The sequence below is a fragment of the Williamsia sp. SKLECPSW1 genome, from assembly GCF_054332755.1.
Window position 1 is genome coordinate 1324178 of the sequence record NZ_JBTGLI010000001.1, and the last position, 23360, is coordinate 1347537.

Sequence of the window (23360 nt, forward strand, 5' to 3'; positions counted from 1 at the left end):
CATGCCCGACCGGGATGAGAGGACGTGAGCGGTGTTCGGAGCCATAGGCACATTCGTGTACCGGATGCGCTTCGCCGTCATCGCCGTGCTCATCGTGGTGATGGGCGGACTGGGGATCTACGGCCTGGGACTCGGCAAGAACCTCAGCCAGAGCGGGTTCTTCGACGACGGCTCGCAGTCGGTGAAGGGGTCGCAACTCGCCGACTCCACGTTCGGGCGTGACCACAAGTCCGACATCGTCCTGCTGATCACCCCGCCCGCGGGCACGACCGTCGACAACCCCCAGTTCGGGGCGAAGGTCGAGAAGTTCGTCGACAGCCTGGTCAGCACCTACCCGACGATCGTCAACCGCGACGATCCCGGCATCATCGATCCCTTCGCGCCGGCGGTCGGCGCCGCCGGGCAGGCGGCCCAGAGCCAGATCCGGGCGCAGACGTTCGACGCGTCGAAGCAACACGCGTTCATCTCGATCGGCGTCAAGGGCGACGACGACACGACGGTCCTGAACAACTACAAGAAGATCGAACCGGCGTTCGACGACATATCCGGTCGCTTCGACCTGCAGGGCACCACATTCCAGGTCGCCGGACTGCAGCCGATCGCCAACGCCATCTCCGACGGCGTCGCGAAGGACACGTCCCGGGCCGAACTGGTGGCGCTGCCGCTCGTCGCGCTGATGCTGTTCTTCATCTTCGGCGGTGTCGTCGCCGCGGTGCTGCCGGTCATCATCGGCGGCCTCACCATCGCCGGCGCCACCGGCATCCTCAACGCGCTCGCCTCGACGACGCAGGTCAACTTCTTCGCCCAACCGGTCATCTCGCTCATCGGGCTGGGCATCGCGATCGACTACGGACTGTTCATCGTCAGCCGCTTCCGAGAAGAACTGGCCGAGGGCTATCCACCTCCGCTGGCGGTGAAACGCACGGTGATGACGGCCGGTCAGACGGTCGTGTTCTCGGCGACGATCATCATCGCCGCCCTCGCCTGCGTGCTGATCTACCCGCAGGGCTTCCTCAAGTCCGTCGCCTACGGCGCCATCTGCGCCGTCGGACTCGCCGCGTTGCTGTCCATCACGGTGTTGCCGGCGATCCTGTCGATCCTCGGCACACGCATCGACGCGCTCGGCTTCAAGTTCCTGCGACGGACCAAGCCGAAGAAGGAGATCGAGAACGGGCCGTGGGGTCGCCTGGCCGGCTGGGTGATGCGTCACCCGCTGAAGACCGCGATCCCCACAGTGCTGCTCCTGCTGGTGCTCATCGTCCCGTTCAGCAACATCTCCTTCGGCGGCATCACCGAGAAGTACCTGCCGCCGGACAACTCGTTCCGCACGGCACAGGAGGACTTCGACCGGATCTTCCCGACGCAGCGCACCGAAGAGGTCAAGCTCGTCATCCGGTACGACGAGAACAACCCGTCGGACGGCGCGAAGCTGCAGGAGATCGCCGACGAGGCCAACAAGATCCCCGGCTTCACCAAACAGTTCAGCCTCGACTCCAGCCAGGGCGCGCTCACCGGGACCATCGACGGCACGTCCACCGGTGTGGTGCAGATGTCGGCGGGTCTGGTGAACCGTGACATCACCGCCGACGCGGTGAAGGCGTTGCGCGGCATCGACACCCAGGGCCTCACGATGTACGTCGCGGGGACCCCGGCGTTGACGCAGGACTCCATCGACACCCTGCTCGACGACCTCCCGCTGATGGCGGTGCTGCTCATCGTCGTGACGTTCCTGCTGATGTTCCTGCAGTTCGGCTCGGTGGTGCTGCCCATCAAGGCGGCGCTGATGTCCGCGCTGGGTCTCGGGTCGACGCTCGGTGTCCTCACCTGGATCTTCATCGACGGCCACGGCGCCGGCCTGTTCAACTTCACCCCCGGACCCCTCATGTCGGCGGTGCTCGTGCTGATCATCGCGATCATCTACGGGCTGTCCACCGACTACGAGGTGTTCCTGTTGTCCCGGATGGTGGAGGCGCGCCAACAGGGCGCCACCACCACGGAGGCGATCCGCAGCGGTACCGCCCACACCGGGCGCATCATCACCGCCGCGGCGGCGATCCTCGTCGTCGTCGTCGGGGCGTTCGGCTTCTCCGAGATCGTGATGATGAAGTACATCGCGTTCGGCATCATCGCCGCGCTGATCCTCGACGCCACCGTCATCCGCATGCTCCTGGTGCCGGCCGTGATGAAGCTCCTCGGCGACGACTGCTGGTGGGCACCGCGGTGGATGCAGGCCGTGCAACGCCGGATCGGCCTCGGCGAGACCGTCCTCGTCGACGAGCCCGGCCGCGTCGTCGCCCCCGGCGCCCAGCGCGACGCCGGCACCGTCGTCTCCCAGGTCCCGACCACCGCGCTCGCGACGGCCGGTGCCCGACCACCCGTGCGCGGCCCCGTCCGTCGCCCGCAGGGCCCCGAGGGTCCGGTCCGGGCGGATCCCGCACGCGTCGGACCTGTGGTCGGCGATCGTCGCGGTGCACCGCGGCCCGAGCCGCGTCGTGAGCGGCCGGAGGGTCCGCCCGACGCTCGACCCGACGGTCCGCGACCGGCACCACGCCCGGTCCCGCCCCGCGAACCCGTTCGTGCACACGATGATTCGATGCGCCGTCCCCCGCCGCCGCCGGACAGCGGACCCATCGCCCCGCGCGGACCGGGTCGGCCGCAGCGGACTCCCGCCCCCGGGCCACGACCGAGCCCGACAGGCCGGCAGTCCACCCGAGCTGGTTCCTCGTCGCGACCCGACACCGGAGGATGGAGCCTCGGTGACAGCGGGATCCGGCTGAACAGCGCCATCCGCGACACGCCACCGCCGAACGGCTCAACATCGAACGGCCCGGCATCGAACGGTTCCGGGTCGAACGGTTCCGGGTCGAACGGTTCCGGGTCGAACGGTCGTCCGTCGGCTCCGCCCCCGCCGCCCCCGCGTCAGACCCCGCGCGAGGATCCGCGGGACGACGTCGACAACGGCGGACGACGGCACAAGCGCGAGGGCGAGAGCCAGATCAGCGTGCAGGAACTGCTGCGCCGCCGGGCCGGCCGCGACGGCGACCGGGGCTGACACCGGTTCACGCCGCGCGTGCCCGTGCCTGACGTGCGCCGACCGCGAGCAGCACGATCCCGGCGGCGACGAACGCACCGACGCGGAACGCGCCGTCCAACGTCGCGAGGTCGAACGTCACGAGCTTGACCACCGCCGCTCCGGCGAGCGTCAGCGCCGCGCCGATCGGCAGGCGCCGCCGCGCCCCGGCGGGAACACGTCCTGCGACGGCGAGCACACCCGCCGATGCGACCACCCACAGGACCGTCGCGACCATGTGACCGCCGAGGAAGCCGGCCTCGACCCCGCCCGCGGCGACACCGACGGTCACCACCGTCGCGGTGAGTCCGTACAGCGCGACGACTCCGGCGACCACCCACACCTCCGTGCGACGCCATGCACCGAGACCGACCGCACCCGCGGCGGCGATCACCAGGGCGCTCGCGACCACGGCGGCAACCGCCTGAGAGCCGGAGCGCTCGGCCGGCGTGAGCAGCGCATCCACCGGTACCGACCAGCCGAGGTAGGCGACGCCACCGACCACCGAGAGAGCGACGCCGACGGTGGCGATCACGCGGTCGGTCCGCCCGGCCAGGGAGACGATCATGGCGATCGCCAGCAGCGCCGGCACCGCAAGGGCGGCATCGACCGCGGTCGGGACGGCGACGAGGGTCGAGATCGTCGCCAACCCGGCCCACGTCGTCCGCACCGGTCGCGGCACCGCGAACCGTCGGGCAGACAGTCCCACCATCGCGGCGGTCACCACCGCCACCGCGCCGAGCAGTGCGGCCGCGAGCGGTCGATCGACGGCCACGCCACTGATCAGGACGGGGACGCACCCGAGGATCGACGCGACCGCGGCGTCCGTACCGCCCGCGCGACGGAGCACCGAGGACGACGCCGCGGCCAGACCTGCGACGGCAGTCAGTGCGCAGGCGGCGGCGAGCAGAGGGACGTCGGCACCCGCGTGCCGCGCCGCCACGACGGCAGCGGTCGTCCACAGAGACGCCGCCCCGACGCCGACGACGGGGAGCGCCGACCACGGTGTCCGGTGCGCCGCGGCCACGCAGGCCGCCGCCAGGACCAGCATGAACCCGACCAGACGGAGATCGACCCCACCGGTGACCAGCGGCGCGACCGCGACGAGCGGGACGACGGCGATCACCGCGAGCTGTTCGGAACGCCACCGCCGGGCCCAGGCGACCCCGGCGCCGCCGACCGCAGCCGCGACGAGCAGACCGGCGATCGCGGGAAACCAGTGGTAGATCCTGGTCACGGCGATCACGTCGAGGTAGGCCGTCGCGACCCCGGTCGCGGCGAACGCGATCGCACCGACGCCGCCACCGTGCCTGCGTGACCGTATCGCGAGGAGCGCGAGCACGACCGCGAACACCACGCCTGCGGCCACGCGGACCTCCGGCCGCAGCAGACCGGCCTGGGCTGCGAGGACCAGCAGCAACCCCACGCCGACGACGGTCACCGCGACGCCCGCGACGGCGAGGACCGCCCCGACCAGGCGGCCGTCGTCGGCGGCGCGACTGAGCCAGGATCGGCGCGGCTCGATCGGCGGCGTTTGTGGCGGCGGCGGTGGCTGCGGGGTGTGCCGCATCGGTGGCACAGGGACCGGCGGCGGAGGCGGTGGGGCCGCGGCGGCCTGCAGCGCGGCGAGCTCCGCGGCGATCTGCGACGTGCGGTACGCCAGCTGTGCGCATTCGTGTGCGAGCCGCTGGACGTGGGCGGGGTGGGGGTATGGGGCTGTCATGCGCCGATGGTCGTCGCAGCCGACGTCGCGGGCATGGGTGCGACTACTCAGTCCGGGTGGGGACTATTCGTCGAGGCCGTGCTCGATCGCGTAGCGCGTCAGCTCCACCCGGTTGCCCAGCTGCAACTTCCGCAGCGTCGACTGCACGTGGTTCTCGACCGTCCGATGGCTCAGACCCAGACGCGTCGCGATCTGCCGCGCGGTCAGCCCCTTCGCGACCAGCCGGAGCACCTCGGTCTCACGGTCGGTGATCGGGGGTGTGCTCGCCTGGGCATCGGATGCCCCTGCCTCGGCGATCCGACGGAACTCGCCCAGCACCAGTCCGGCGAGCCCGGGGGTGAACACGGCCTGCCCCGCGGCCGTGGCGGTCACCGCCTCCACCAACTCCGCGCGCGAGGCACTCTTCACGAGATACCCACTGGCGCCGGCCTTCACGGCGTCGAGGACGTCGGCGCGTTCGGCCGACGCCGACAGGACGAGGACACGGGTCTCCGGCGACGCCTCGACGACCCCACTCGTCGCCTCGGCACCGGTGCCGTCGGGGAGCTGCATGTCCATCAGCACGACGTCGGGTCGGACCGCGCCGGCCCGGGCGACCGCGGCGCGCACGCCGTCCGCGGTCGCGACCACGTCGAAGCCCTCCTCACCCAGATCCCGCGCGACCCCCTCACGCCACATCGGGTGGTCGTCGACGACCATCACCGTCGTCATCCCCGACCCCCAGGGCCCCAGGGAACCGTCAGCTCCCACTCCGCACCCTCACCGGGTGCGGACTCCAAATGTGCGGTCCCCCCGAGTGATTCGATCCGTCCGACGATGGCCTGGGCGACACCGAGGCGCCCCTGCGCCGCCGCGTCACGCAGACGCCCCGGCGCGATCCCCACCCCGTCGTCACGCACACTCACCACCACCTTGTCGCCGAGATCCTCCAGCAGGACGAACACGTTCGGGCAACCGCCCGGCACGGACCCGCCGACATCAGGTCCGCCGCCGTGTCGCCTCGCGTTGTCGAGCGCATTGTCCACCGCGGCGAGGACCTCCGCGACGCGTTCGTCGGGTCCGAGGACCGGGCCCGCGGGCGCGCTGACCGTCACCCGATCGGAGGCCCGCTGCCGCAACTCCGCCGCGAGATCGACGGCCCGCCCGGTACGCGTGGACGCCGCCGACCCCACCAGCTCCCGCAACGCCCGCTCCTGGGCGGCTGCGAGATCCGCCAGGTCGCCTGTCGGGCCACCGATCTCGCGTCCGCGGCGCGCGATGAGCGCCAGCACCTGCAGGACCCCGTCGTGGACGTGCCGCGACAGACGATCCCGTTCGGCCGTGGCGGCGGCGAGTCGAGTGGCCTCGGCCAGACGTGCCGACGCACGCCGCAGCGCGGTCGCCCCCAACCCGATGACCACGCCGAGCGCCAGCAGGATCACGACCGCCGCGTTGCGGGCGAGGTCCACCACGACGAAACCCTTCGCCACCGTGCTGCAGACGATCACGGCGACAGCGGCGATCCCGCCGCCCGCCGCACCGACCTGGATCCCCACCGCGATGACGGCGTTGGCCGCCCACAACGTCGTCGGCACCGACTGGTGATCGGCCCGCCACCCGTCGGACGCCAGCAGCAGCGTCGAGAGCATCGCCAGACACACGACCACGACATCGGCGGTCACCCAGGCGACCGTCCGCCCGGGGCCGCGCAGATACGCCCATCCGCAGGCGAGCGACCAGAGCACGACGACGACCGCGACCGCCACCCCGCCCGCGGGATGCTCGAGGTCGTCGTGGACCGCGACGACGAAGCCGACCGAGTACAGGACCGTGAGAGCCCGGAACACCTGACCCGCCCGCCACAGCTCGCCCACAGCGGCGTCGTCGCGGGCCGTGGTCACGACTTCCCCGACGCCCCGTCGGTGCCGTCACCCTCGTCGGGATCGTCGCCGTGATCGGGGTCGTCGGCTGCGTCCTCGTCGGGTCGGCCGTCGATGCCCGGATGATCGGCGGTGTCCCAGATGGGTTCATCCGCCGCGACGGTCGACCCGTCGGCGTCGGGATCCGGGCGTGACCCGATGATCGAGCGCACCGCGGTGTTGAGGAAGGCGATGATCGGGACCGCGAGCAGACCGCCGATGATGCCTGCGGTCACGATGCCCGAGGCGATGCCGACGACCACTCCCACCGGGTGCACCCGCACGCTGTGCCCGAGCAGGAACGGTTGCAACACGTGACTCTCGAGCTGCATCACCGCGACGACGACGGCCAGGGCGATGACCGCGGCGATCCACCCCTGCGTGACGAGGGTGACCACCACCGCCAGCGCCCCGGTCACCAACGCACCGACGATCGGGATGAACGCGCCGACGAACACCAGCGACGCCAGCGGCAGGGCGAGCGGAACCTGCAGGATCGCCAGTCCCACCCCGATGCCGATCGCGTCGACCGCTGCCACCGCGACGGTCGCGCGGACGTATCCGACCAGCGTTCCGAACCCGGCCCGGCCCGCGACGCGAACACGGTCCCGCATGGAGTTCGGCACCAGCTTGGTGACGAACACCCAGATCTGCCCGCCGCCGTAGAGGAAGAAGATCATCAGGAACAGCAGCAGGAGGGCACCCGTCGCGAGCTCGGTGACCGTGGCCGCCGTGGCGATGGCGCCGCTGGTGATCTTGCTCTGGTTGCGCTGCAACATGGACACGATGTCGTCGCCGACGTGGTCCAGCTGCTGCTGCTCGAGATCGAACGGCCCGTGGACGAGCCAGCTCTTCACCGAGTCGATCGTCGACGTCGCCTGATTGGTGAGGTCGGGCAGACCCGCGATGAACTGCTGCACGACGAAGGTGAGGATCCCGGCGATCACACCGATCGCCACGATCATCGTCAGCGCCACCGCGACCCCGCGGTGGAGACCTCGGCGGTCGAGCCAGTCGACGACGGGGACCAGGAACGCCGAGCCGAGGATGGCGAGGGCGATCGGGACGGCGACCTGCTCGTACCGGTGGCCGACCCACATCAGCGCGTAGACGGTGACACCGATGATCAGCAGGCGCCACGACCACTCGGACGCCGCCCGCACCAGCGGGTGCACCGCGAGGCGGTCGTCGCCGGTCGACGGCGCGGGCCCGCTCCCGGCGCCCGGGGTCACGCCCGGATCGGACGTACGGTCGCTCACCGATCAACCCTAGCCCGCAGGCACCGGCCTGCCTGCGCTCGCGGGACCCCTCAGCCCGCGGATGCCGTCGTGGGTGTCGCCGATCGCTGCGTGGTCGTCCCGGTCGACGTCGACGGCGGTGAGGTCGTCGACGGTGACGTCGTGCTCGCCGGTGAGGTGGTCGTCGGTGACGTGGTGGTCGACGGTGACGTGGTGCTCGTCGGTGTCGACGTACTCGTCGGGACCGTGGTCGTCGGTGAGGTGGTCGACGTCGCCGGTGCGGTCGTCTGTGGGGCGGTCGAGGTGCTCTGCGCGGTCGAACTGCTCTGCGCGGTCGGGGTGTGCTGGGCGGTCGGGGTCCGCTGTGCGGTCGCCTGCTGCATCGTCTGACGGGCCTGGTCGATCGCGTCGACGTACTGCCCGACGATCTGTTGGGGTGACAGACCCGAGCCGATCCGGGCCGGGGTGGGTGTGCCGGGGCTCGTCGTCCGGTCGTAGGCCTGTTCGATGCGCGCCCGCAGGACGGGTTCGATCGCGTCGAGGACGGACGTGGGGACGCCGAGCAGGCGGAGCGGCATCAGCAGCGGGATGTACTCGCCCCGGACGGTGACGTACCGCGTGTTGCCGACGGTCACGTCGGAGACGATCGACGACGTGTCGTTCAGGTCGAGGTCTTTGTAGTCGCCGTGCACCAGGAACCCGAACGCGGCGTTGAGCAGCGCCAGGCCGTTCGACGGGTCCCGCGGGAAGTCCGAGACACCGTCGTACTCCCAGCTCACGTCGGTGACCTTGTACGAGGTGACCGGAGCGGGTCCGGTGAACGTCATCCCGAAGGGCACGGCGTAGAGACCGGGGAACCGGGCGAACACCCCACCGTTGGGTCGGTTCGGGTTCCCGAACACGAGCGCTGTGGTGTCGTCCGGTGACGGCGCCTGCCCGCCGGCGGCGCGGATCTCGTCCCACTTCCGCAGGGTCGTCATCACCACACCGGCGCTCGCCGAGTACCCGACGACCAGCAGCGGACCCTGCGGCGCGTGCGGACCGACGGCGGCGACCTCGAGCGCCGAGATGCCGGCCTGCTGCGACTGGTCGTAGGTGAGGCCGGTCCACCCTGCGGTGAACGGCGTCTGCGCAGGCCACTCGACGATGCGGAAGGTGCGGCCCGCGTAGGCGGTGCCCGGTTCACCCGAGAAGTAGCCGGACAGCTCCTTCTGCATGTCCTGGCCCTCGGGATTGCTGTTGCCGCCGAGCGCGAGGATGGTGCCTCCACCCGTCTGCGGCGGGTTCTCGGCGAGCGCCGAGCCCACTCCGACCCCGGCCGACAGCACGGCGGCCATGGCCAGCGCTGTCGAACCCATGACCAAGCGACGAGTCCCCATGACGATCCCCCCTCGGCTGCCCCCGCAGCCGTCCCCGTGACGAGCAGGATAACGGGCACGCCGGACATGCGCGCAGGTGTCGGTCGAGGAGATGACTACTGTGGGAGCCCATGACGGCTCAGTTCGGCGACGCCGCCGAGGACGGTGCGCCCGCCGCCCCGACCCGCCGTCGCTTCTGGTGGGTCCGATGGGTCGCCCTGGCCCTGGTCGTCATCGTGCTCACCGTCGAGGTCGTCCTCGTCTGGCCGAAACTGACCGAGGCGTGGCGCAGCATGGACCGCCTGAACTGGTGGTGGGTGGTCGCCTGCATCGTGGCATCCGGTTTCTCGATGGACAGTTTCGCCCAGGTCCAGCGCGCCCTGCTGCGGTCCGCGGGCGTGCGGGTGTCGCAGATGCGGTCCCTGGCGGTCGTCCTCGCCGCCAACTCCGTGAGTCAGACGATGCCCGGCGGCAACGTCATCGCGCCGGCGTTCACCTATCGACAGACGCGACGGTGGGGTGCGACGCCGGTGATCGCCTCGTGGCAGGTCGTGATGTCCGGGCTCCTCATGGGCGTCGGCCTCGCGGTCCTGGGCATCGGCGGGGCACTCCTCGCGGGCGCGAAGACGAGCCCGTTCTCGGTGATCTTCTCGATCAGCGGGTTCCTCGCGTTCGTGATCCTCGCTCAGTACGTCGCCTCGCACCCCGAGATGATGAAGTCGATCGGAACGCGAACCCTGCACGCGCTCAACAACATGCGCGACAAGGACCACGAGCACGGCGTGCAACGGTGGCACGAGATCGTCGACCAGCTCCGGGCGGTGCAGCTCACGGGCAAGGACACGTCGATCGCGTTCGGGTGGTCGCTGTTCAACTGGGTCGCCGACGTCGCCTGCCTCGCCTTCGCCTGCTACGCCGTCGGCGGTGAGCCCGGGATCGCCGGTCTCGCCGTCGCGTATGCGGCGGGCAAGGCCGTGGGCACCGCGTTCCCCCTCCTGCCCGGCGGGCTCGGCGTCGTCGACGCCGTCCTCGTCCCCGCACTGACGTCGGCCGGGATGGGTGCCGGCGAGGCGGTCACCGCCGTCCTCGTCTACCGTCTCGTCAGCTACCTGTTGGTGGCCCTGGTCGGCTGGATCGTCATCGCCGTCATGTTCCGCAAGGCCCTGTCGGACACCGACGAGGAACTCGAGGAGGCGGCCACGCACACGGCACCGCATCTCGACGGTCCCGAGGCCCGCACCGACGGACCGGTGCCGAACGGCACGGATCCACCCGACGACGAACCGGAGACGACGCGATGACCCGTCCGCGTGTGATCCTGTCCGCCGCCCTCGCCGACATCGTGGTGATCGTGGTGTTCGTCGTCATCGGACGCATCAGCCACGAGGACGGCCTCGCGATCACCGGCATCCTGTCGACCTTCTGGCCCTTCGGGATCGGTGCCGCGGTGGGCTGGTCCGTGGGCTACGTGGTGGCCCATGTCCACACCGAGCAGATCGGCCGTCCACACTTCCGGCCCGAACGCATCGTCCCCGACGGTCTCGTCATCTGGGTGTGCACGGTCGCGATCGGCATGATCCTGCGCGACCAGTTCGGCCAGGGCATCGCGGTCAGCTTCGTCGTCGTCGCCTCCGTCTTCCTCGGCCTCTTCCTCCTCGGGTGGCGCGGACTGCGCGGTGTCGCCGGGCGATTCGTGCGGTCCCGACGCGCCGGGTGATCCCTCGCCACGACAATTCGCTGGCGCCGGACGCGGTCCCGGCATAGCGTCGCCCGACGTGGTGATGCGATCGGTGACGGCGGCGTCCCTACGGTTCCGTTTCGCCGACGGCACAGTCGTGTTCGACGACGTCTCCGCGACCCTGGCCGGTCATCACGTCGGCGTCGTCGGCGCGAACGGCTCCGGGAAGACGACATTGGTACGGCTGCTGACCGGGGAACTGACACCCACCTCCGGGACGCTGGACCGCCCCACCTCGGTGGGGCTCGTCCCGCAGGACATCACGCTGCGATCGGCCGTGGGCATCGACGAACTGGTCGGGATCGCAGGTCTACGACAGTCCTTGCTCCGGATCGAGTCCGGGTGCGCGAGCGACGCGGATCACACTGCGCTGGAGGGCAACTGGGACGTCGAGGAGCGTGCCGTGGCCCTGTTCGCGCAGCTCGGTCTCGATCGCCTCGTGGCGGGCCCCGCCGATCTGTCGCGTGTCGTCGACACCCTCTCCGGCGGAGAGGCCACCCTCGTCGCGGTCATCGGTGCGGTCCTCGCCGGCCCCGAACTCCTCGTCCTCGACGAGCCGACCAACAACGTCGACGCCCACGGACGGCGGCTGCTGCTCGACGCGATCGCCCGGTTCGACGGGCAGGTGATCACCGTCAGCCACGATCGCGAACTCCTCGACACCGTCGACGCGATCGCCGAGGTCCGTGACGGCACGATCCGCGTGATGGCCGGGAACCACCGGCATTTCGAGGAGGTCGTCGCGGCCGAGCAGGACCGCGCCCGTGAGGTCCTCGCCACCGCACGCAACGACGAGGCCCGGCAGCGGCGCGAGTTGGCCGACTCCCAGACGGTCGTCGCACACCGGCAGCGCTACGGCCGGAAGATGTCCGAGCAGAAGCGGGAACCGAAGATCGTGATGCAGCAGCGCAAGCGCGCGGCGCAGGAGTCGGCCGCGAAACTCACCGGGGGACATCGTCGTCGGCTCGACGAGGCACGCGAGACCGCGGCGACCGCCGCCGACGCCGTCCGCGACGACCGCACCGTCCGCGTCGACCTCCCCGACACCGTGGTGCACCCGGGGCAGGTGGTCCTCGCTCCGATGCGGGTCACGCTGCCCACCGGCGCGATCGAGGTGGGGATCGTCGGGCCCGAGCGGATCGCGCTGCGCGGCCGCAACGGTGCCGGGAAGACCACACTGCTCGACCATCTCGTCGCTGCACCTCCCGCGGTTCCCACCGGTGTGCTCCCCCAGGTCCTCGACGGGATGGATCCCGACGCGAGTCCGTACGACCTCGTCGCTGCCGTCAGCCCGGACCGTGGTGCCGAACACCGGCGCGCCGGCCTCGCCCGACTACTGTTCCGTGGACACGACGCCGACCGGCCCGTCCGAGAACTGTCCGGCGGTGAACGGGTGCGCGCGGCACTGGCCGTCGCGCTGCTCGCGTCACCCGCTCCGCGACTGCTCGTCCTCGACGAGCCGACGAACAACGTCGACATCCCGACCCGCGATCACCTCGCGCAGGCACTCGCCGACTTCCGGGGAGCACTGGTCGTCGTCAGCCACGACGCCCACTTCGTCGACGCGCTGGGCATCACCCGCGACATCGACCTCGACGACCTCTGACGCCGCCCGGGATCGCGTCAGCGCTGGCGCAGGTACTTCTGGACCACCTGGAGCGCCGCCGATCCCGACCGCTCGCCCGCACAGTGCACGACGATCACCTGTCCGCGCGTGATGCCGACGAACCAGCCCGGCCCCTGCGGACCGTTGGTCCCGACCAGGGCCCGCAGATCGGGGGCGCCCGTCAGGTCGCTGGCGTCACCGGTGGTGGCGGTGGTGCGCATGGCCGCGGCGATGCGTCCCCCGATCGCCGGGTCGATCGGGCCGAGGTCCCCGCCGCGGACGGTGGTGGTCGTCCCGCGGACGAACGTCGGCGCGACACCTGACATCCGGGCGATGGCCACGCCGAGGGCGCCCATCGACAGCGCCGAGACCTGCGGGGCGGAGTCGAGCCCCGCCGAGGAGATGGAGGCCGCGCGGGTCGCCGCCGCGGTCACCCCGGGCACGGTGTAGTCGACACCCAGCCCGAGGGAGTGCAATGCCTTCTCGGCGGCGTCACGGTCGTCCCCGGTCCGCGCGTCGACGGCACCGAGGACCGGATCCAGCGTCGAACCGGGGGTGACCGCGTTGTCGAGGTCCGCACCCGCAGCGTCGGCGGCGTCGTTGTTGGCCGCTGCGATGATCGAGCCCGATCGGGCGTCCAGCACGAGCATCGTCGCGGGCTGCGCGACGTCGACGACAGAGGAGTTCACCGTGAGCTGCACGTCCGGCGCGATCGTCGTGGAGAAACTCGGCGCCGCGGGCCCCTGCTGACCGGCGAGCGGGGTGACGGAACCGTCCGCCCCGACCCGCTGGACCGCCCACCCCGAGGTCGCGTCCCGCAGCGCCTGCCAGTAGGCCGCGGTGGAGTCGGCCAGCGGCGACGAGATCCGACGATCGGTGGTCAACAACGCGGTGGTCCGGTTCACGGAGACACCCGGGACGGCGGAGGGATCGCCGGCGAGGACCTTCATGTCGGGGTCGCGCAGCGCGACGACGGTGGTCGGCTTGTCGCCGGCCGCGGCCACCCGCTGCGTGATCACCGGCGCGGTGATCAGAGGGGCGATCGGTGCGATGACGTCGGCGAGCCGGCGGATGCTCGCCGCGCGGTCCCGGGTGGCCGACGGGTCGAACACGACGTCGTTGAGTCCCTGTGGGGTCATCCACGGCTTGCGCGCGGTGTCGAGGACCGCGGGTGCGGGGGTGGCGTCGGTGCGGACCAGACGCAACGACCCGCCGCTCTGCAGGCCAGGGGCGAGCACGGTGGGGTCCCACTGGATGCGCCATCCCGACGACAGCTTCCGGGCGGTCCCCGTCGTCGACGTGCTGTAGCTGCGACCCGACCCGAGGTCCCACGTGTAGTCGAGTCCGTAGTCGGCGGTCCCGTCGGAGTACTCGACCGGCTTGGTGACCCGGACCGTCACGTCGCGGGCGTGCATTCCGGCCAGGGTGGCCGCGATGGTGGGGGCCGCCTGACCCGGGGCGGAGGTCAACGCCGCCGCACGGGACGCGTCCTGCGCGTCGAGGGCTGCGCCGAACGCCGCGAGCATGCGTTGCGAGCCCGACGTCGGGGAGTCGGAGAAGACACCACACGACGCGAGCACCAGCACACCGCTGACAACCGTGGCCGCCGCCACGCGCGAACGCAGGGAGAGGGAGACCATCACGACACCGAACCCGTCACGTGATCAGTTCACCCGGGTCAGGTCACGGATGACACCGTTGGCGTTTTCGGTTCGCTCACGATCCGGTCACGATCAGGTGTACAGCGACCACTGAGATCGGCGCGCGCACAGTGCCTTTCCCGGACACACTACGCCCTCGGCGTGCCCGGGCGGACGGGTCCGTGCGGTCGGGGGGATGCGGTGCCAGGATGGGCGGGGTGAGTGCACCCACCGACACCGACCGTCCGTCCGGCATCGACCTCCGTTGGGTGGATGACGACGTCCGCGCCCAGGACGACCTCTACGCCCACGTCAACGGTGTGTGGATCGCCGAGCACGAGATCCCCTCCGACCGTCCGATCGACGGATCGTTCCTGACCCTGCGGGATCGTTCCGAGGAGAACGTCCGCGACATCGTCGTCGAGTGCGCGGGCTCGGAGGCGGAGTCGGGAACCGACACGCAGCGCATCGGCGACCTCTACACGTCGTTCATGGACACCGATCGCATCGAGTCCCTCGGACTGGACCCGATCCGCGCGGACCTCGACCGCATCGCCGGCATCGGCTCCACCGAGGAGCTCGCGGAGGTGATCGGTGAACTGCAGCGGCGCGGGGCCGGTGGCGCGATCGGCTTCTACGTCGACACCGACTCGAAGAACTCCGACCGCTACCTGGTGCACCTCGCGCAGTCGGGGATCGGGCTGCCCGACGAGTCCTACTACCGCGAGGAGAAGCACGCGCAGACGCGGACCGAGTACCGCGCCCACGTCGAACGGATGCTGGGCCTCGCCGGTCTCGACGATCCCGCAGGGCGAGCGGAGGGGGTCCTGCACCTCGAGACCGCCATCGCCTCCCACCACTGGGACGTCGTACGTCGCCGCGACGCGGACCTGACCTACAACCTCCTCACCCGCGACGAGGTGGACGCCACCACCGGCGCGTTCGACGTCGCCGCATGGCTGCGGGGGCTCGGCGTGGCCGACGAGTCGGTCGTCGCGGAGGTCGTCGTGCGACAGCCGTCGTTCCTGACCGGCCTCGGCGGCCTCGTCGCGGACCGGCCCCTCACCGACTGGGTCGCCTGGCTGCAGTGGCGTCTCGTGCACTCCGCCGCGCCCTACCTGACGTCGGCCGTCGTCGACGAGAACTTCGCCTTCTACGGCCGCACACTGTCGGGCACGCCCGAGATCCGCGAGCGGTGGAAGCGTGGTGTCGGCCTCGTGGAGGCGGCCGTCGGGTTCGCCGTCGGCAAGCTCTACGTCGAGCGCCACTTCCCGCCCGCCGCGAAGGCGCGCATGGACGAGCTCATCGCCAACCTGGTCGAGGCCTACCGCCGCAACATCAGCGACCTCGACTGGATGAGCCCCACGACCCGCGAGAAGGCACTCACCAAGCTCGACAAGTTCACACCCAAGATCGGCTACCCCGCCGCCTGGCGCGACTACTCCGGCCTCGAGATCCGGCCCGACGACCTGGTCGGCAACGTCGCCCGCGCGTCGGCGTTCGAACAGGACCGTGAGTTCGCGAAGATCGGTGGGCCCGTCGACCGCGACGAGTGGTTCATGACCCCGCAGACCGTCAACGCCTACTACAACCCCGGGATGAACGAGATCGTCTTCCCCGCGGCCATCCTGCAGCCGCCCTTCTTCGACCCCGACGCCGACGACGCCGCGAACTACGGCGGCATCGGTGCGGTGATCGGCCACGAGATCGGCCACGGCTTCGACGACCAGGGAGCCAAGTACGACGGTGACGGCAACCTCGTCGACTGGTGGACCGACGACGATCGCAGCGAGTTCGGCAAGCGCACCCGATCGCTGATCGAGCAGTACGACACCTTCACCCCGACCGGACTCGACCCGTCTCACACCGTCAACGGCGAGTTCACGATCGGCGAGAACATCGGCGACCTCGGCGGCCTGTCGATCTCGTTGGCGGCGTATCGCATCGCGACCGAGGGCACCGAGCCCCCTGTCGTCGACGGGTTGACCGGTCTGCAGCGGGTGTTCTTCGGGTGGGCGCAGGTGTGGCGCACCAAGACGCGGGAGGCCGAGGCCATCCGACGCCTGTCGATCGACCCGCATTCGCCGCCGGAGTTCCGCTGCAACGGCGTGGTCCGCAACATCGACGCCTTCTACGAGGCGTTCGACGTCGACGAGGGCGACGGGCTCTACCTGGAGCCGGGGCAGCGCGTCCGCATCTGGTGACCACCCCGCTACGGTGAGCCAGATCTCCTGCCCACACCGGGCGGGAACGGGAGAACCGAGGTGGATCTGCCATGGCCGCACTCACGATCGTCGGGGCGTCGCTCGCCGTCGTCGGACCGCTGCACTACGTCGCGCCGGAGAAGTTCGAGGCGTTCACCGCGACCGCCTTCCCGGACGACACCCGGACCTGGGTGCTGCGTCACGGCGCGATCGAGACCGGTCTGGGGATCGGGTTGCTCGTCCCCGCCACCCGCAAGCTCGCGACGGTCGGACTGCTGGCCTACGGCGCCCATCTCGGTTACCACGCCTACCGAACTCTGGCGTCCTGACCAGCATTTTCGACGTGTCACCGCGCGTGCCACATCGTGTGGCTACAATCCAGCGCACCGACATCCAGTCACGGGTGTCCGCCGGTGGGTCGACTCGACCCGTACGTCGAGCGGCGAAGGAAATGCTGCGTTGAACGAACTCTGTGTGCGTGGTGAGGCGCTCGTGCGCCGACGGGTGCGGTCGTGACCGGCCAGCCCGACTCCAACGGGGAGGTGTCACACTCCGATCTGCTCGACCACGGATCGCAGGAGCCGCCGTGCCCGCCCCCGCTGCCGATGCAGATGGCGGACGTCGCACGCCGACTCCGGTCGGAGAGTCGCGACACCGACACGATCCTGCGGGCCATCTGTGTGGCAGCGGTCGACTCGATCCCGAATGCCGAGTACGCGAGCATCACCCTGGTCGAGAACAAGTCGACCATCACCAGCCCGGTGCTCGTCGGCGATCTCGCCGCGGAGTCCGATCGACTCCAGGCGGAGCTGAAGCAGGGGCCCTGTGTGACGTCGGCCCTGCAGGCCGACACGGTCGTCATCGACGACATGCGCGTCGACGACCGCTGGCCACAGTTCAGTGCGGCCGCGGCCGATCTCGGGATCCGGTCGATGCTCTGCTTCTGCCTCTACGTCGAGGGTGACAGTTTCGGTGCCCTGAACCTGCACAGCAGGCAGACCGATGCCTTCGACGCCGAGTCGCAGTCCATCGGGAGCCTGTTCGCGGCGCACGCGGCCATCGCGTTCTCGTCGGTGCGTGAGAAGGAGCAGATCCGGTCCGCGCTCACGAACCGCGACATCATCGGCCAGGCCAAGGGCATGTTGATGGAGCGCTACTCCTTGTCCGCCGACGACGCGTTCCAACTCCTCGCGCGCCTGTCCCAGGACTCCAACACCAAGCTCGCCGACGTGGCACTGCAGTTGGTGGAGGCCGGCCCGGGTCCGTAGCGGTCAGCCGCGCAGGAAGGCCAGGACGGTCGACTCGAAGACCTCCTTGGCCTCGATCATCACCCAGTGGCCGCAGCGCGGGAACACGTGCAGCTGCGCATCGGGGATCAGCCGCATCGGGACCAGCGCCATGTCGGGTGGGCTCACCCGGTCGTCGCGACCCCACGTGAGGAGCGTCGGGCACTGCACCTTGTGCATCGTCGCCCAGTACGGCGGTGCGTCCGATGCGGCCAGGAACTCCTGCTGCATCGCGAACGCCGCCGAGCCGTACATGGTCTCGCCCGTCTTGCGAGCGTCGGGATGTGTCGCGGCCTCCCACCGTTCCTCGATGAGCTCGTCGGTGACCAGCGACTTGTCGTAGACCATCGATCGCAGCCATCGGACCAGGCGGTCCCGGTCGGGGTCGTCGGCGAACTCCTGCAGCAGCTGCAGTCCCTCGGTCGGTTGCGGGCTGAACAGGTTCGCACCCACACCGCCGATCGTGACCAGCTTGTCGACGAGTTCGGGCTTGCGGATCGCGAGGGTGACGCCGACGACACCGCCCATCGAGTTGCCGATCATCGCGGCCGAGGGGATGTCGAGTCCTCGCAGGAACGCCGTCACCGACTTCCCGGCGTCGAGGACGGGCATGCCGCCCCACGGATCGCTGACGCCGAAGCCGGGGAACTCGAGGACGAACGTGTGGAAGTGCTCGGCGAACACACCGAGGTTGCCGCGGTAGTTGCGCCAGCCGGTGACGCCCGGGCCCGATCCGTGCAACAGCACCAGCGGCGGCGCGTCCGGATCGCCGGCCTCGTGATAGCGCAGCACCCCCTTGTCGGTGGCAAGCTCGCGGCGGGTGCTCTCGAAGGTGACGTCCACACCCACAGACTAGAACGTGTTACAGAAATCCGGATCAGGAAGGTGCCATGGCCGCCACCACGCAGACCCGACGAGCACGACCCGACGAACGCACCGTCGTCGCGGACATCTTGGCGCAGGCGTTCGCCGACGATCCCGTCGTGCGATGGATCTTCCACGACGACGACCCCGGCAGGTACTTCCGCGTCGCGGCGCGTCACGAACACTGCTCCCCCGACGCCGCCGACCTCCGGTTCGACTCCGATCGTGCTGTGGGTGCGGCGCTCTGGGATCCCCCGTCGTTCCGCGCGCCACTGCGACACCGGTTCCTACTGCTCCCCCTGCTGCTCACGGCGATGCGTCCCGGCGCGGCCGGTCGGGGGTCCGTCGCGACGCGACTCATGCTCGAACACCGCCCGGAACAGCCGCACTGGTATCTCGCGCAGCTCGGCGCGATCGAACCCGGCCGCGGCCACGGTTCCGCGCTCCTCGAGCACCGCCTCCCGACCATCACCGGTCCGGCCTATCTGGAGAGCAGCAACATCCGCAACGTGCCGCTGTACGAGCGGTACGGCTTCGTCGTCACCGGGGAGATCACCCTCCCCCACGACGGACCGACCCTCTGGGCGATGTGGCGGAAGCCCTGACCACTGTCGGTGTCTCTCAGCGGATGGCCGACGTCTCCCGGTCGGCGGCCCGGGTGAACTCGTAGGCGCCGAGGTCGAAACGTCGGCTGGTCCACATGGTCTCGAGGGTCGTCGACGGCCGGAACGGGACGTCACCGTGCTCGTCGAAGTAGTAGCTGTTTGCCGACCCGCACCCGCCGGCGAAGAACACCTGGTTCCCGCGCCGCCCGAGCATCGATCGCATGTACTCGTCGTTCGCCTGCTCCGACACCTCGACGCGCGTCGCGCCGGCGGACCGGGCGCGCTGCAGGCACCGGACGATGTGTCGACTCTGGGTCTCGATGAGGTTGAAGTACGACGACCCGTTGTAGGCGTAGGGCCCGAGGATCGAGAAGAGGTTCGGGAACCCCGGCACGCTCACCCCGTGGAAGGCCTGCAGCCGGTTCTCGGTCCAGAAGGCCTCGAGGTCGCGGCCACCGACGCCGCGCACGTCGAACGGCGGCATGTTGCCCCGCTCGAAGACCTTGAATCCCGTTGCCAGCACCAGGACATCGCACTCGTGGAGCGTGCCGTCAGCGGTCCGGATCCCTCCCTCTTCGACGCGGTCGATGGACGACGTCTCGAGGGACACGTTCGCGCGGTTGAAGGTCGGGAGGTACGCGTTCGAGAAGCTCGGCCGCTTGCACCCCATCGCGTAGCGCGGCGTCAGCTTGTCGCGGGTGACCGGGTCGGTCACGGTGCGTCGGAGGTACGCCCGGGCGAGCTTCTCGCCTCCGGCGGCGATGGGCACGATGCCGTCGAAGTGTGCGGGCAGAGGGAAGTTCACCTCGACGAACGCCTGCGACACCGTCCGGGCCAGACGCCGCGCGCCCGGTATCCGTGACAATGCGGTCCGCACGACACCGGGGATGGGCGCGTCGGGCTTGGGCATGCACCAGATCGGCGTGCGTTGGAAGACGGTCAGGTGATCGGCGACGGCGGCGATCTCCGGGATGGCCTGCACCGCGGACGCTCCCGTCCCGATGACCGCGACCCGGCGGCCGCGTAGGTCGACCGAGTGGTCCCAGCGCGCGGTGTGCAGGACCACCCCGTCGAAGTCGTCGATGCCGGCGATGTCGGGGCGCTTGGGTTGGGTGAGCACACCGGTCGCGCTGACGACGTGGCGCGCGGTGATCGAGTCGTCGCCGCCGGTCCGCAACGTCCAGAGATCGGCGGTCTCGTCGAACTCGGCGCCGACGATGCGCGTGTTCAGACGGGTGTGTTCGGTGACCCGGAAGCGCTGCGCGACGTCGTCGGCGTAGGCCTTCAACTCCCGCCCGGGAGCGTAGATGCGCGACCAGTCGGTGCGCTGATCGAAGGAGAACTGGTAGCTGAAAGACGGGATGTCGACCCCGACGCCGGGATAGGTGTTCCAGTGCCACGCCCCACCGAGCCCGTCACCGTCCTCCACCAGCAGGTAGTCGGAGAACCCGGCACGGTCGAGAAGGATCGCGGCGCCGATGCCGGAGAACCCACCCCCGACGATGACGATCTCGTGGTCGGGAGCCGTGACAGTGCCATCCATGGATGACAGTATTGCCGGTGGAGGTTACGACTGTGGGAAAACGCCGCCGAGTGTGCTGACGTCCGCGGCGGCGACTCCGGTGCCGACTGTGTGGAAACCGCCGTCGAGTGTGCTGACGTCGCTCCGCGACGCGACAGACGAACAACGCACACTCGGCGACGGTCTTCCGCACTGTCGGCGGCTCCAGAACGAGCGCCACGGCGACAAGCCGCCGACAGGGCGGAAACGCCGCATCGAGTGTGCGCAGTCGCCGACACACCTGACCTGCCGCTGTCAGCACACTCGATGGTCGCTTCCACCCAGTCAGCACCGCGGTTGCGCTCGATACACAGAAGAGCGGCCCGGCTCCCATCGGGAACCGGGCCGCTCTGCGATCGGATCAGACGATCAGATCAGTACTTCTCACCCTTGGCTGCCTTGTCGACCAGCGACTGCGGCGGCTCGAAGTGCTTGCCGTACTTCGACGCCAGGTCGCGAGCCCGGTCGACGAAGCCCTGCAGGCCGCCCTCGTACTGGTTGATGTACTGCACCACGCCACCGGTCCACGCCGGGAAACCGATCCCGAAGATGGACCCGATGTTCGCGTCGGGGATCGAGGTGATGACACCCTCGTCGAAGCACTTCACCGTCTCCAGGGCCTCGGCGAAGAGCATGCGCTCCACCATGTCCTGGAACGGGATCTGCGCACTGCCCGACTTGTACTGCTCGCGCAGACCGTTCCACAGCCCGGTCCGCTTGCCGTTCTCGTCGTACTCGTAGAAGCCCTTGCCCGCGGTCTTGCCGTCGCGGCCCTGCTCCAGCATCCAGTCCACCACGGTGAAGGACCCGTGATCCGGGTACTCCTTGCCCTCGGCCTTCGCGGCGGCAGCGGTCTCGTTGCGGATCTTCTGCATGAGACCGAGCTTCAGCTCGTCCGAGAGCTGCAGCGGCGCAGCCGGGTAACCGGCCTGCTGCCCCGCCTGCTCGATGAACGCCGGCTCGACACCCTCACCGACGGCCGCGATGGCCTCGTTGATGAACGTGCCGATGACACGCGAGGTGAAGAACCCGCGGCTGTCGTTGACGACGATCGGGGTCTTCTTGATCGCGAGCGTGTAGTCGATGACCTTGGCGAGCACCGCATCCGAGGTCTTGGCTCCACGGATGATCTCCACCAGCGGCATCTTGTCGACCGGGGAGAAGAAGTGGATGCCGATGAAGTCCTCGGCCCGCTGCACACCCTCGGCCAGCGAGGTGATGGGCAGCGTCGAGGTGTTCGAGCCGAGAACGGCGTCGGGCTCGACGATGTCCTCGATCTCCTGGAACACCTTGTGCTTCACCTCGACCGACTCGAACGCGGCCTCGATGACGAGGTCGACGCCGGCGAAGTCCTTCGGGTCGACGGTCGGGTGGATGCGGGCGAGCAACTCGTCGGACTTCTCCTGCGTGGTCTTGCCACGCTTGAGAGCCTTCTCCTCGAGCTTCTCGGAGTAGCCCTTGCCGCGCTTGGCCGCGTCGAGGTCGATGTCCTTGAGCACCACGTCCATCCCGGCCTTGGCCGAGACGTACGCGATGGCCGCACCCATCATCCCGGCGCCGATCACGCCGACCTTCGTGGCGGTGTACTTGTCGTACCCGTCGGGGCGCGATCCACCACCGTTGATGTGCTGCAGGTCGAAGAAGAACGCCTTGATCATGTTCTGGGCGACCTGGCCGGTCACCAGCGACACGAAGTAGCGGGACTCGATCTGCGCGGCGGTCTCGATGTCGACCATCGCACCCTCGACCGCGGCCGCGAGGATCGCGCGCGGAGCGGGCATCGGGGCGCCCTTGAGCTGGCGGCGCAGGATCGCCGGCATCGCCGGGAGGAACTGCGCGACCGACGGGCTCGACGGCGACCCGCCCGGGATCTTGTAACCGTCGGTGTCCCACGGCTGCTTGGCATCCGGGTTCTCCGACAGCCACTTCTTCGCGGCGGGGAGCAGCTCCTCCACCGAACCCACGACCTCGTCGACCAGACCGGTCTCCTTCGCCTGGGCTGGCTTCATCCGCGGGCCCTGCAGCAGCACGTTCATCAGGGCGTTCTGGATGCCGAGCATCCGGACCGTGCGGACGACGCCGCCACCACCGGGGAGCAGACCGAGGGTCACCTCGGGCAGGCCGATGGAGGCGCCCTTCACGTCCGCGGCGATGCGGTGGTGGGTGGCGAGCGCCAGCTCGAGACCACCGCCGAGCGCGGCGCCGTTGATGGCCGAGACGACCGGCTTGCCGAAGGTCTCCAGGCGACGCAGGTACGACTTCAACTCGTTGGTGCGGTTGGTGATCTCGGTCGCGACCTCGACCTTGTCCTTGTCGCCGCGGCCACTCGACATGTCCTTGAGGTCGCCGCCGGCGAAGAAGGTCTTCTTCGCCGAGGTGAGCACGACACCGGTGATGTCGTCCTTCTCGGCCTCGAGGCGCTCGACGGTCGCCTTCAGCGAGGTCTGGAAGAGGTCGTTCATCGTGTTGGCGCCCTGGTTGGGGTCGTCCATCGTGAGCACGACGACGCCGTCGGCGTCCTTCTCCCACGCGATCATGTTGTCACTCATGTGTTCTCGGATTCTCCTGT

At 69.9% G+C, this 23360-nt stretch carries 17 protein-coding genes; 8 read left to right on the top strand and 9 right to left on the bottom strand.

Features of this window, described 5'->3' with window-relative positions; all coding sequences use genetic code 11:
• The first annotated feature begins 31 nt into the window (after positions 1-31).
• Entirely contained in the window at positions 32-3052 is a 3021-nt protein-coding gene (locus ACXVUM_RS05955) for an MMPL family transporter (RefSeq protein ID WP_458520916.1), read from the top strand.
• Positions 3053-3059: 7 nt separating this feature from the next.
• On the opposite strand, the gene ACXVUM_RS05960 is transcribed toward ACXVUM_RS05955, so the two are convergent.
• The 5 genes from ACXVUM_RS05960 to ACXVUM_RS05980 all read right to left on the bottom strand — a co-directional run bounded on the left by ACXVUM_RS05960 (position 3060) and on the right by ACXVUM_RS05980 (position 9287).
• Positions 3060-4793 carry a DUF2339 domain-containing protein gene (locus tag ACXVUM_RS05960; protein ID WP_458520917.1) on the bottom strand — a complete coding sequence of 578 codons (1734 nt, stop codon included), beginning with the start codon at positions 4791-4793 and terminating at the stop codon, positions 3060-3062.
• A gap of 63 nt (positions 4794-4856) precedes the next feature.
• On the bottom strand, positions 4857-5504 hold the full coding sequence (locus ACXVUM_RS05965; RefSeq protein ID WP_458520918.1) for a response regulator: 648 nt from the start codon (positions 5502-5504) through the stop codon (positions 4857-4859).
• Positions 5501-6673 carry a MacS family sensor histidine kinase gene (macS, locus tag ACXVUM_RS05970; RefSeq protein ID WP_458520919.1) on the bottom strand — a complete coding sequence of 391 codons (1173 nt, stop codon included), beginning with the start codon at positions 6671-6673 and terminating at the stop codon, positions 5501-5503. Before macS ends, ACXVUM_RS05965 begins: the two co-directional genes overlap by 4 nt.
• Complete coding sequence (locus ACXVUM_RS05975) at positions 6670-7923, bottom strand: AI-2E family transporter (protein WP_458522794.1); 1254 nt, start codon at positions 7921-7923, stop codon at positions 6670-6672. The genes macS and ACXVUM_RS05975 overlap by 4 nt, the downstream gene beginning before the upstream one ends.
• A gap of 77 nt (positions 7924-8000) precedes the next feature.
• A complete protein-coding gene (locus ACXVUM_RS05980) occupies positions 8001-9287 on the bottom strand; it encodes a PE-PPE domain-containing protein (RefSeq protein WP_458520920.1) in 1287 nt (428 codons plus the stop codon).
• A 131-nt stretch (positions 9288-9418) separates the two neighbouring features.
• On the opposite strand from ACXVUM_RS05980, the gene ACXVUM_RS05985 reads away from it, so the two are divergent.
• The 3 genes from ACXVUM_RS05985 to ACXVUM_RS05995 all read left to right on the top strand — a co-directional run bounded on the left by ACXVUM_RS05985 (position 9419) and on the right by ACXVUM_RS05995 (position 12631).
• Positions 9419-10588: a lysylphosphatidylglycerol synthase transmembrane domain-containing protein gene (locus ACXVUM_RS05985; protein ID WP_458520921.1), complete on the top strand. Its 1170-nt coding sequence runs from the start codon at positions 9419-9421 to the stop codon at positions 10586-10588.
• Positions 10585-11004 (top strand): DUF3054 domain-containing protein, encoded by a 420-nt coding sequence (locus ACXVUM_RS05990; RefSeq protein WP_458520922.1) that lies wholly within the window; start codon positions 10585-10587, stop codon positions 11002-11004. The genes ACXVUM_RS05985 and ACXVUM_RS05990 overlap by 4 nt, the downstream gene beginning before the upstream one ends.
• A gap of 64 nt (positions 11005-11068) precedes the next feature.
• A complete protein-coding gene (locus ACXVUM_RS05995) occupies positions 11069-12631 on the top strand; it encodes an ATP-binding cassette domain-containing protein (RefSeq protein ID WP_458522795.1) in 1563 nt (520 codons plus the stop codon).
• A gap of 17 nt (positions 12632-12648) precedes the next feature.
• Here ACXVUM_RS05995 and ACXVUM_RS06000 read toward each other — a convergent pair whose 3' ends face one another.
• Positions 12649-14271: an NTF2-like N-terminal transpeptidase domain-containing protein gene (locus ACXVUM_RS06000; RefSeq protein WP_458520923.1), complete on the bottom strand. Its 1623-nt coding sequence runs from the start codon at positions 14269-14271 to the stop codon at positions 12649-12651.
• A 209-nt stretch (positions 14272-14480) separates the two neighbouring features.
• Between ACXVUM_RS06000 and ACXVUM_RS06005 the strand changes: the two genes are divergently transcribed.
• The 3 genes from ACXVUM_RS06005 to ACXVUM_RS06015 all read left to right on the top strand — a co-directional run bounded on the left by ACXVUM_RS06005 (position 14481) and on the right by ACXVUM_RS06015 (position 17743).
• Complete coding sequence (locus tag ACXVUM_RS06005) at positions 14481-16475, top strand: M13 family metallopeptidase (protein ID WP_458520924.1); 1995 nt, start codon at positions 14481-14483, stop codon at positions 16473-16475.
• A 71-nt stretch (positions 16476-16546) separates the two neighbouring features.
• Positions 16547-16804, top strand: coding sequence for a hypothetical protein (locus ACXVUM_RS06010; protein ID WP_458520925.1), 258 nt, complete (start codon positions 16547-16549; stop codon positions 16802-16804).
• Positions 16805-17086: 282 nt separating this feature from the next.
• Positions 17087-17743 (top strand): GAF and ANTAR domain-containing protein, encoded by a 657-nt coding sequence (locus ACXVUM_RS06015; protein WP_458522796.1) that lies wholly within the window; start codon positions 17087-17089, stop codon positions 17741-17743.
• A 3-nt stretch (positions 17744-17746) separates the two neighbouring features.
• Here the strand turns inward: ACXVUM_RS06015 and ACXVUM_RS06020 are convergent, their stop codons facing one another.
• The gene (locus ACXVUM_RS06020) at positions 17747-18604 is read right to left on the bottom strand and encodes an alpha/beta fold hydrolase (RefSeq protein ID WP_458520926.1); all 858 of its coding nucleotides are present in this window, start codon (positions 18602-18604) and stop codon (positions 17747-17749) included.
• A gap of 47 nt (positions 18605-18651) precedes the next feature.
• Here ACXVUM_RS06020 and ACXVUM_RS06025 point away from each other — a divergent pair, with 47 nt between their 5' ends.
• Positions 18652-19230, top strand: a complete 579-nt coding sequence (locus ACXVUM_RS06025; protein WP_458520927.1) for a GNAT family N-acetyltransferase — start codon at positions 18652-18654, stop codon at positions 19228-19230.
• Between the two features lie 16 nt (positions 19231-19246).
• Here ACXVUM_RS06025 and ACXVUM_RS06030 read toward each other — a convergent pair whose 3' ends face one another.
• Positions 19247-20773 carry a flavin-containing monooxygenase gene (locus ACXVUM_RS06030; protein WP_458520928.1) on the bottom strand — a complete coding sequence of 509 codons (1527 nt, stop codon included), beginning with the start codon at positions 20771-20773 and terminating at the stop codon, positions 19247-19249.
• 392 nt (positions 20774-21165) lie between these two features.
• Positions 21166-23340: a 3-hydroxyacyl-CoA dehydrogenase NAD-binding domain-containing protein gene (locus ACXVUM_RS06035; protein WP_458520929.1), complete on the bottom strand. Its 2175-nt coding sequence runs from the start codon at positions 23338-23340 to the stop codon at positions 21166-21168.
• Positions 23341-23360: the final 20 nt, after the last annotated feature.

Excerpts from the sequence above, each read along its gene's own strand:
- ACXVUM_RS05960 (WP_458520917.1), bottom strand. The coding sequence starts at position 4,793 with ATGACAGCCCCATACCCCCACCCCGCCCACGTCCAGCGGCTCGCACAC.
- ACXVUM_RS06000 (WP_458520923.1), bottom strand. The coding sequence starts at position 14,271 with ATGGTCTCCCTCTCCCTGCGTTCGCGCGTGGCGGCGGCCACGGTTGTC.
- ACXVUM_RS06035 (WP_458520929.1), bottom strand. The coding sequence starts at position 23,340 with ATGAGTGACAACATGATCGCGTGGGAGAAGGACGCCGACGGCGTCGTC.
- ACXVUM_RS05965 (WP_458520918.1), bottom strand. The coding sequence starts at position 5,504 with ATGACGACGGTGATGGTCGTCGACGACCACCCGATGTGGCGTGAGGGG.
- ACXVUM_RS05985 (WP_458520921.1), top strand. The coding sequence starts at position 9,419 with ATGACGGCTCAGTTCGGCGACGCCGCCGAGGACGGTGCGCCCGCCGCC.
- ACXVUM_RS06030 (WP_458520928.1), bottom strand. The coding sequence starts at position 20,773 with ATGGATGGCACTGTCACGGCTCCCGACCACGAGATCGTCATCGTCGGG.
- ACXVUM_RS06010 (WP_458520925.1), top strand. The coding sequence starts at position 16,547 with ATGGCCGCACTCACGATCGTCGGGGCGTCGCTCGCCGTCGTCGGACCG.
- ACXVUM_RS06025 (WP_458520927.1), top strand. The coding sequence starts at position 18,652 with ATGGCCGCCACCACGCAGACCCGACGAGCACGACCCGACGAACGCACC.
- ACXVUM_RS05995 (WP_458522795.1), top strand. The coding sequence starts at position 11,069 with ATGCGATCGGTGACGGCGGCGTCCCTACGGTTCCGTTTCGCCGACGGC.
- ACXVUM_RS05990 (WP_458520922.1), top strand. The coding sequence starts at position 10,585 with ATGACCCGTCCGCGTGTGATCCTGTCCGCCGCCCTCGCCGACATCGTG.
- ACXVUM_RS06015 (WP_458522796.1), top strand. The coding sequence starts at position 17,087 with ATGGCGGACGTCGCACGCCGACTCCGGTCGGAGAGTCGCGACACCGAC.
- ACXVUM_RS06005 (WP_458520924.1), top strand. The coding sequence starts at position 14,481 with ATGGGCGGGGTGAGTGCACCCACCGACACCGACCGTCCGTCCGGCATC.
- ACXVUM_RS05980 (WP_458520920.1), bottom strand. The coding sequence starts at position 9,287 with ATGGGTTCGACAGCGCTGGCCATGGCCGCCGTGCTGTCGGCCGGGGTC.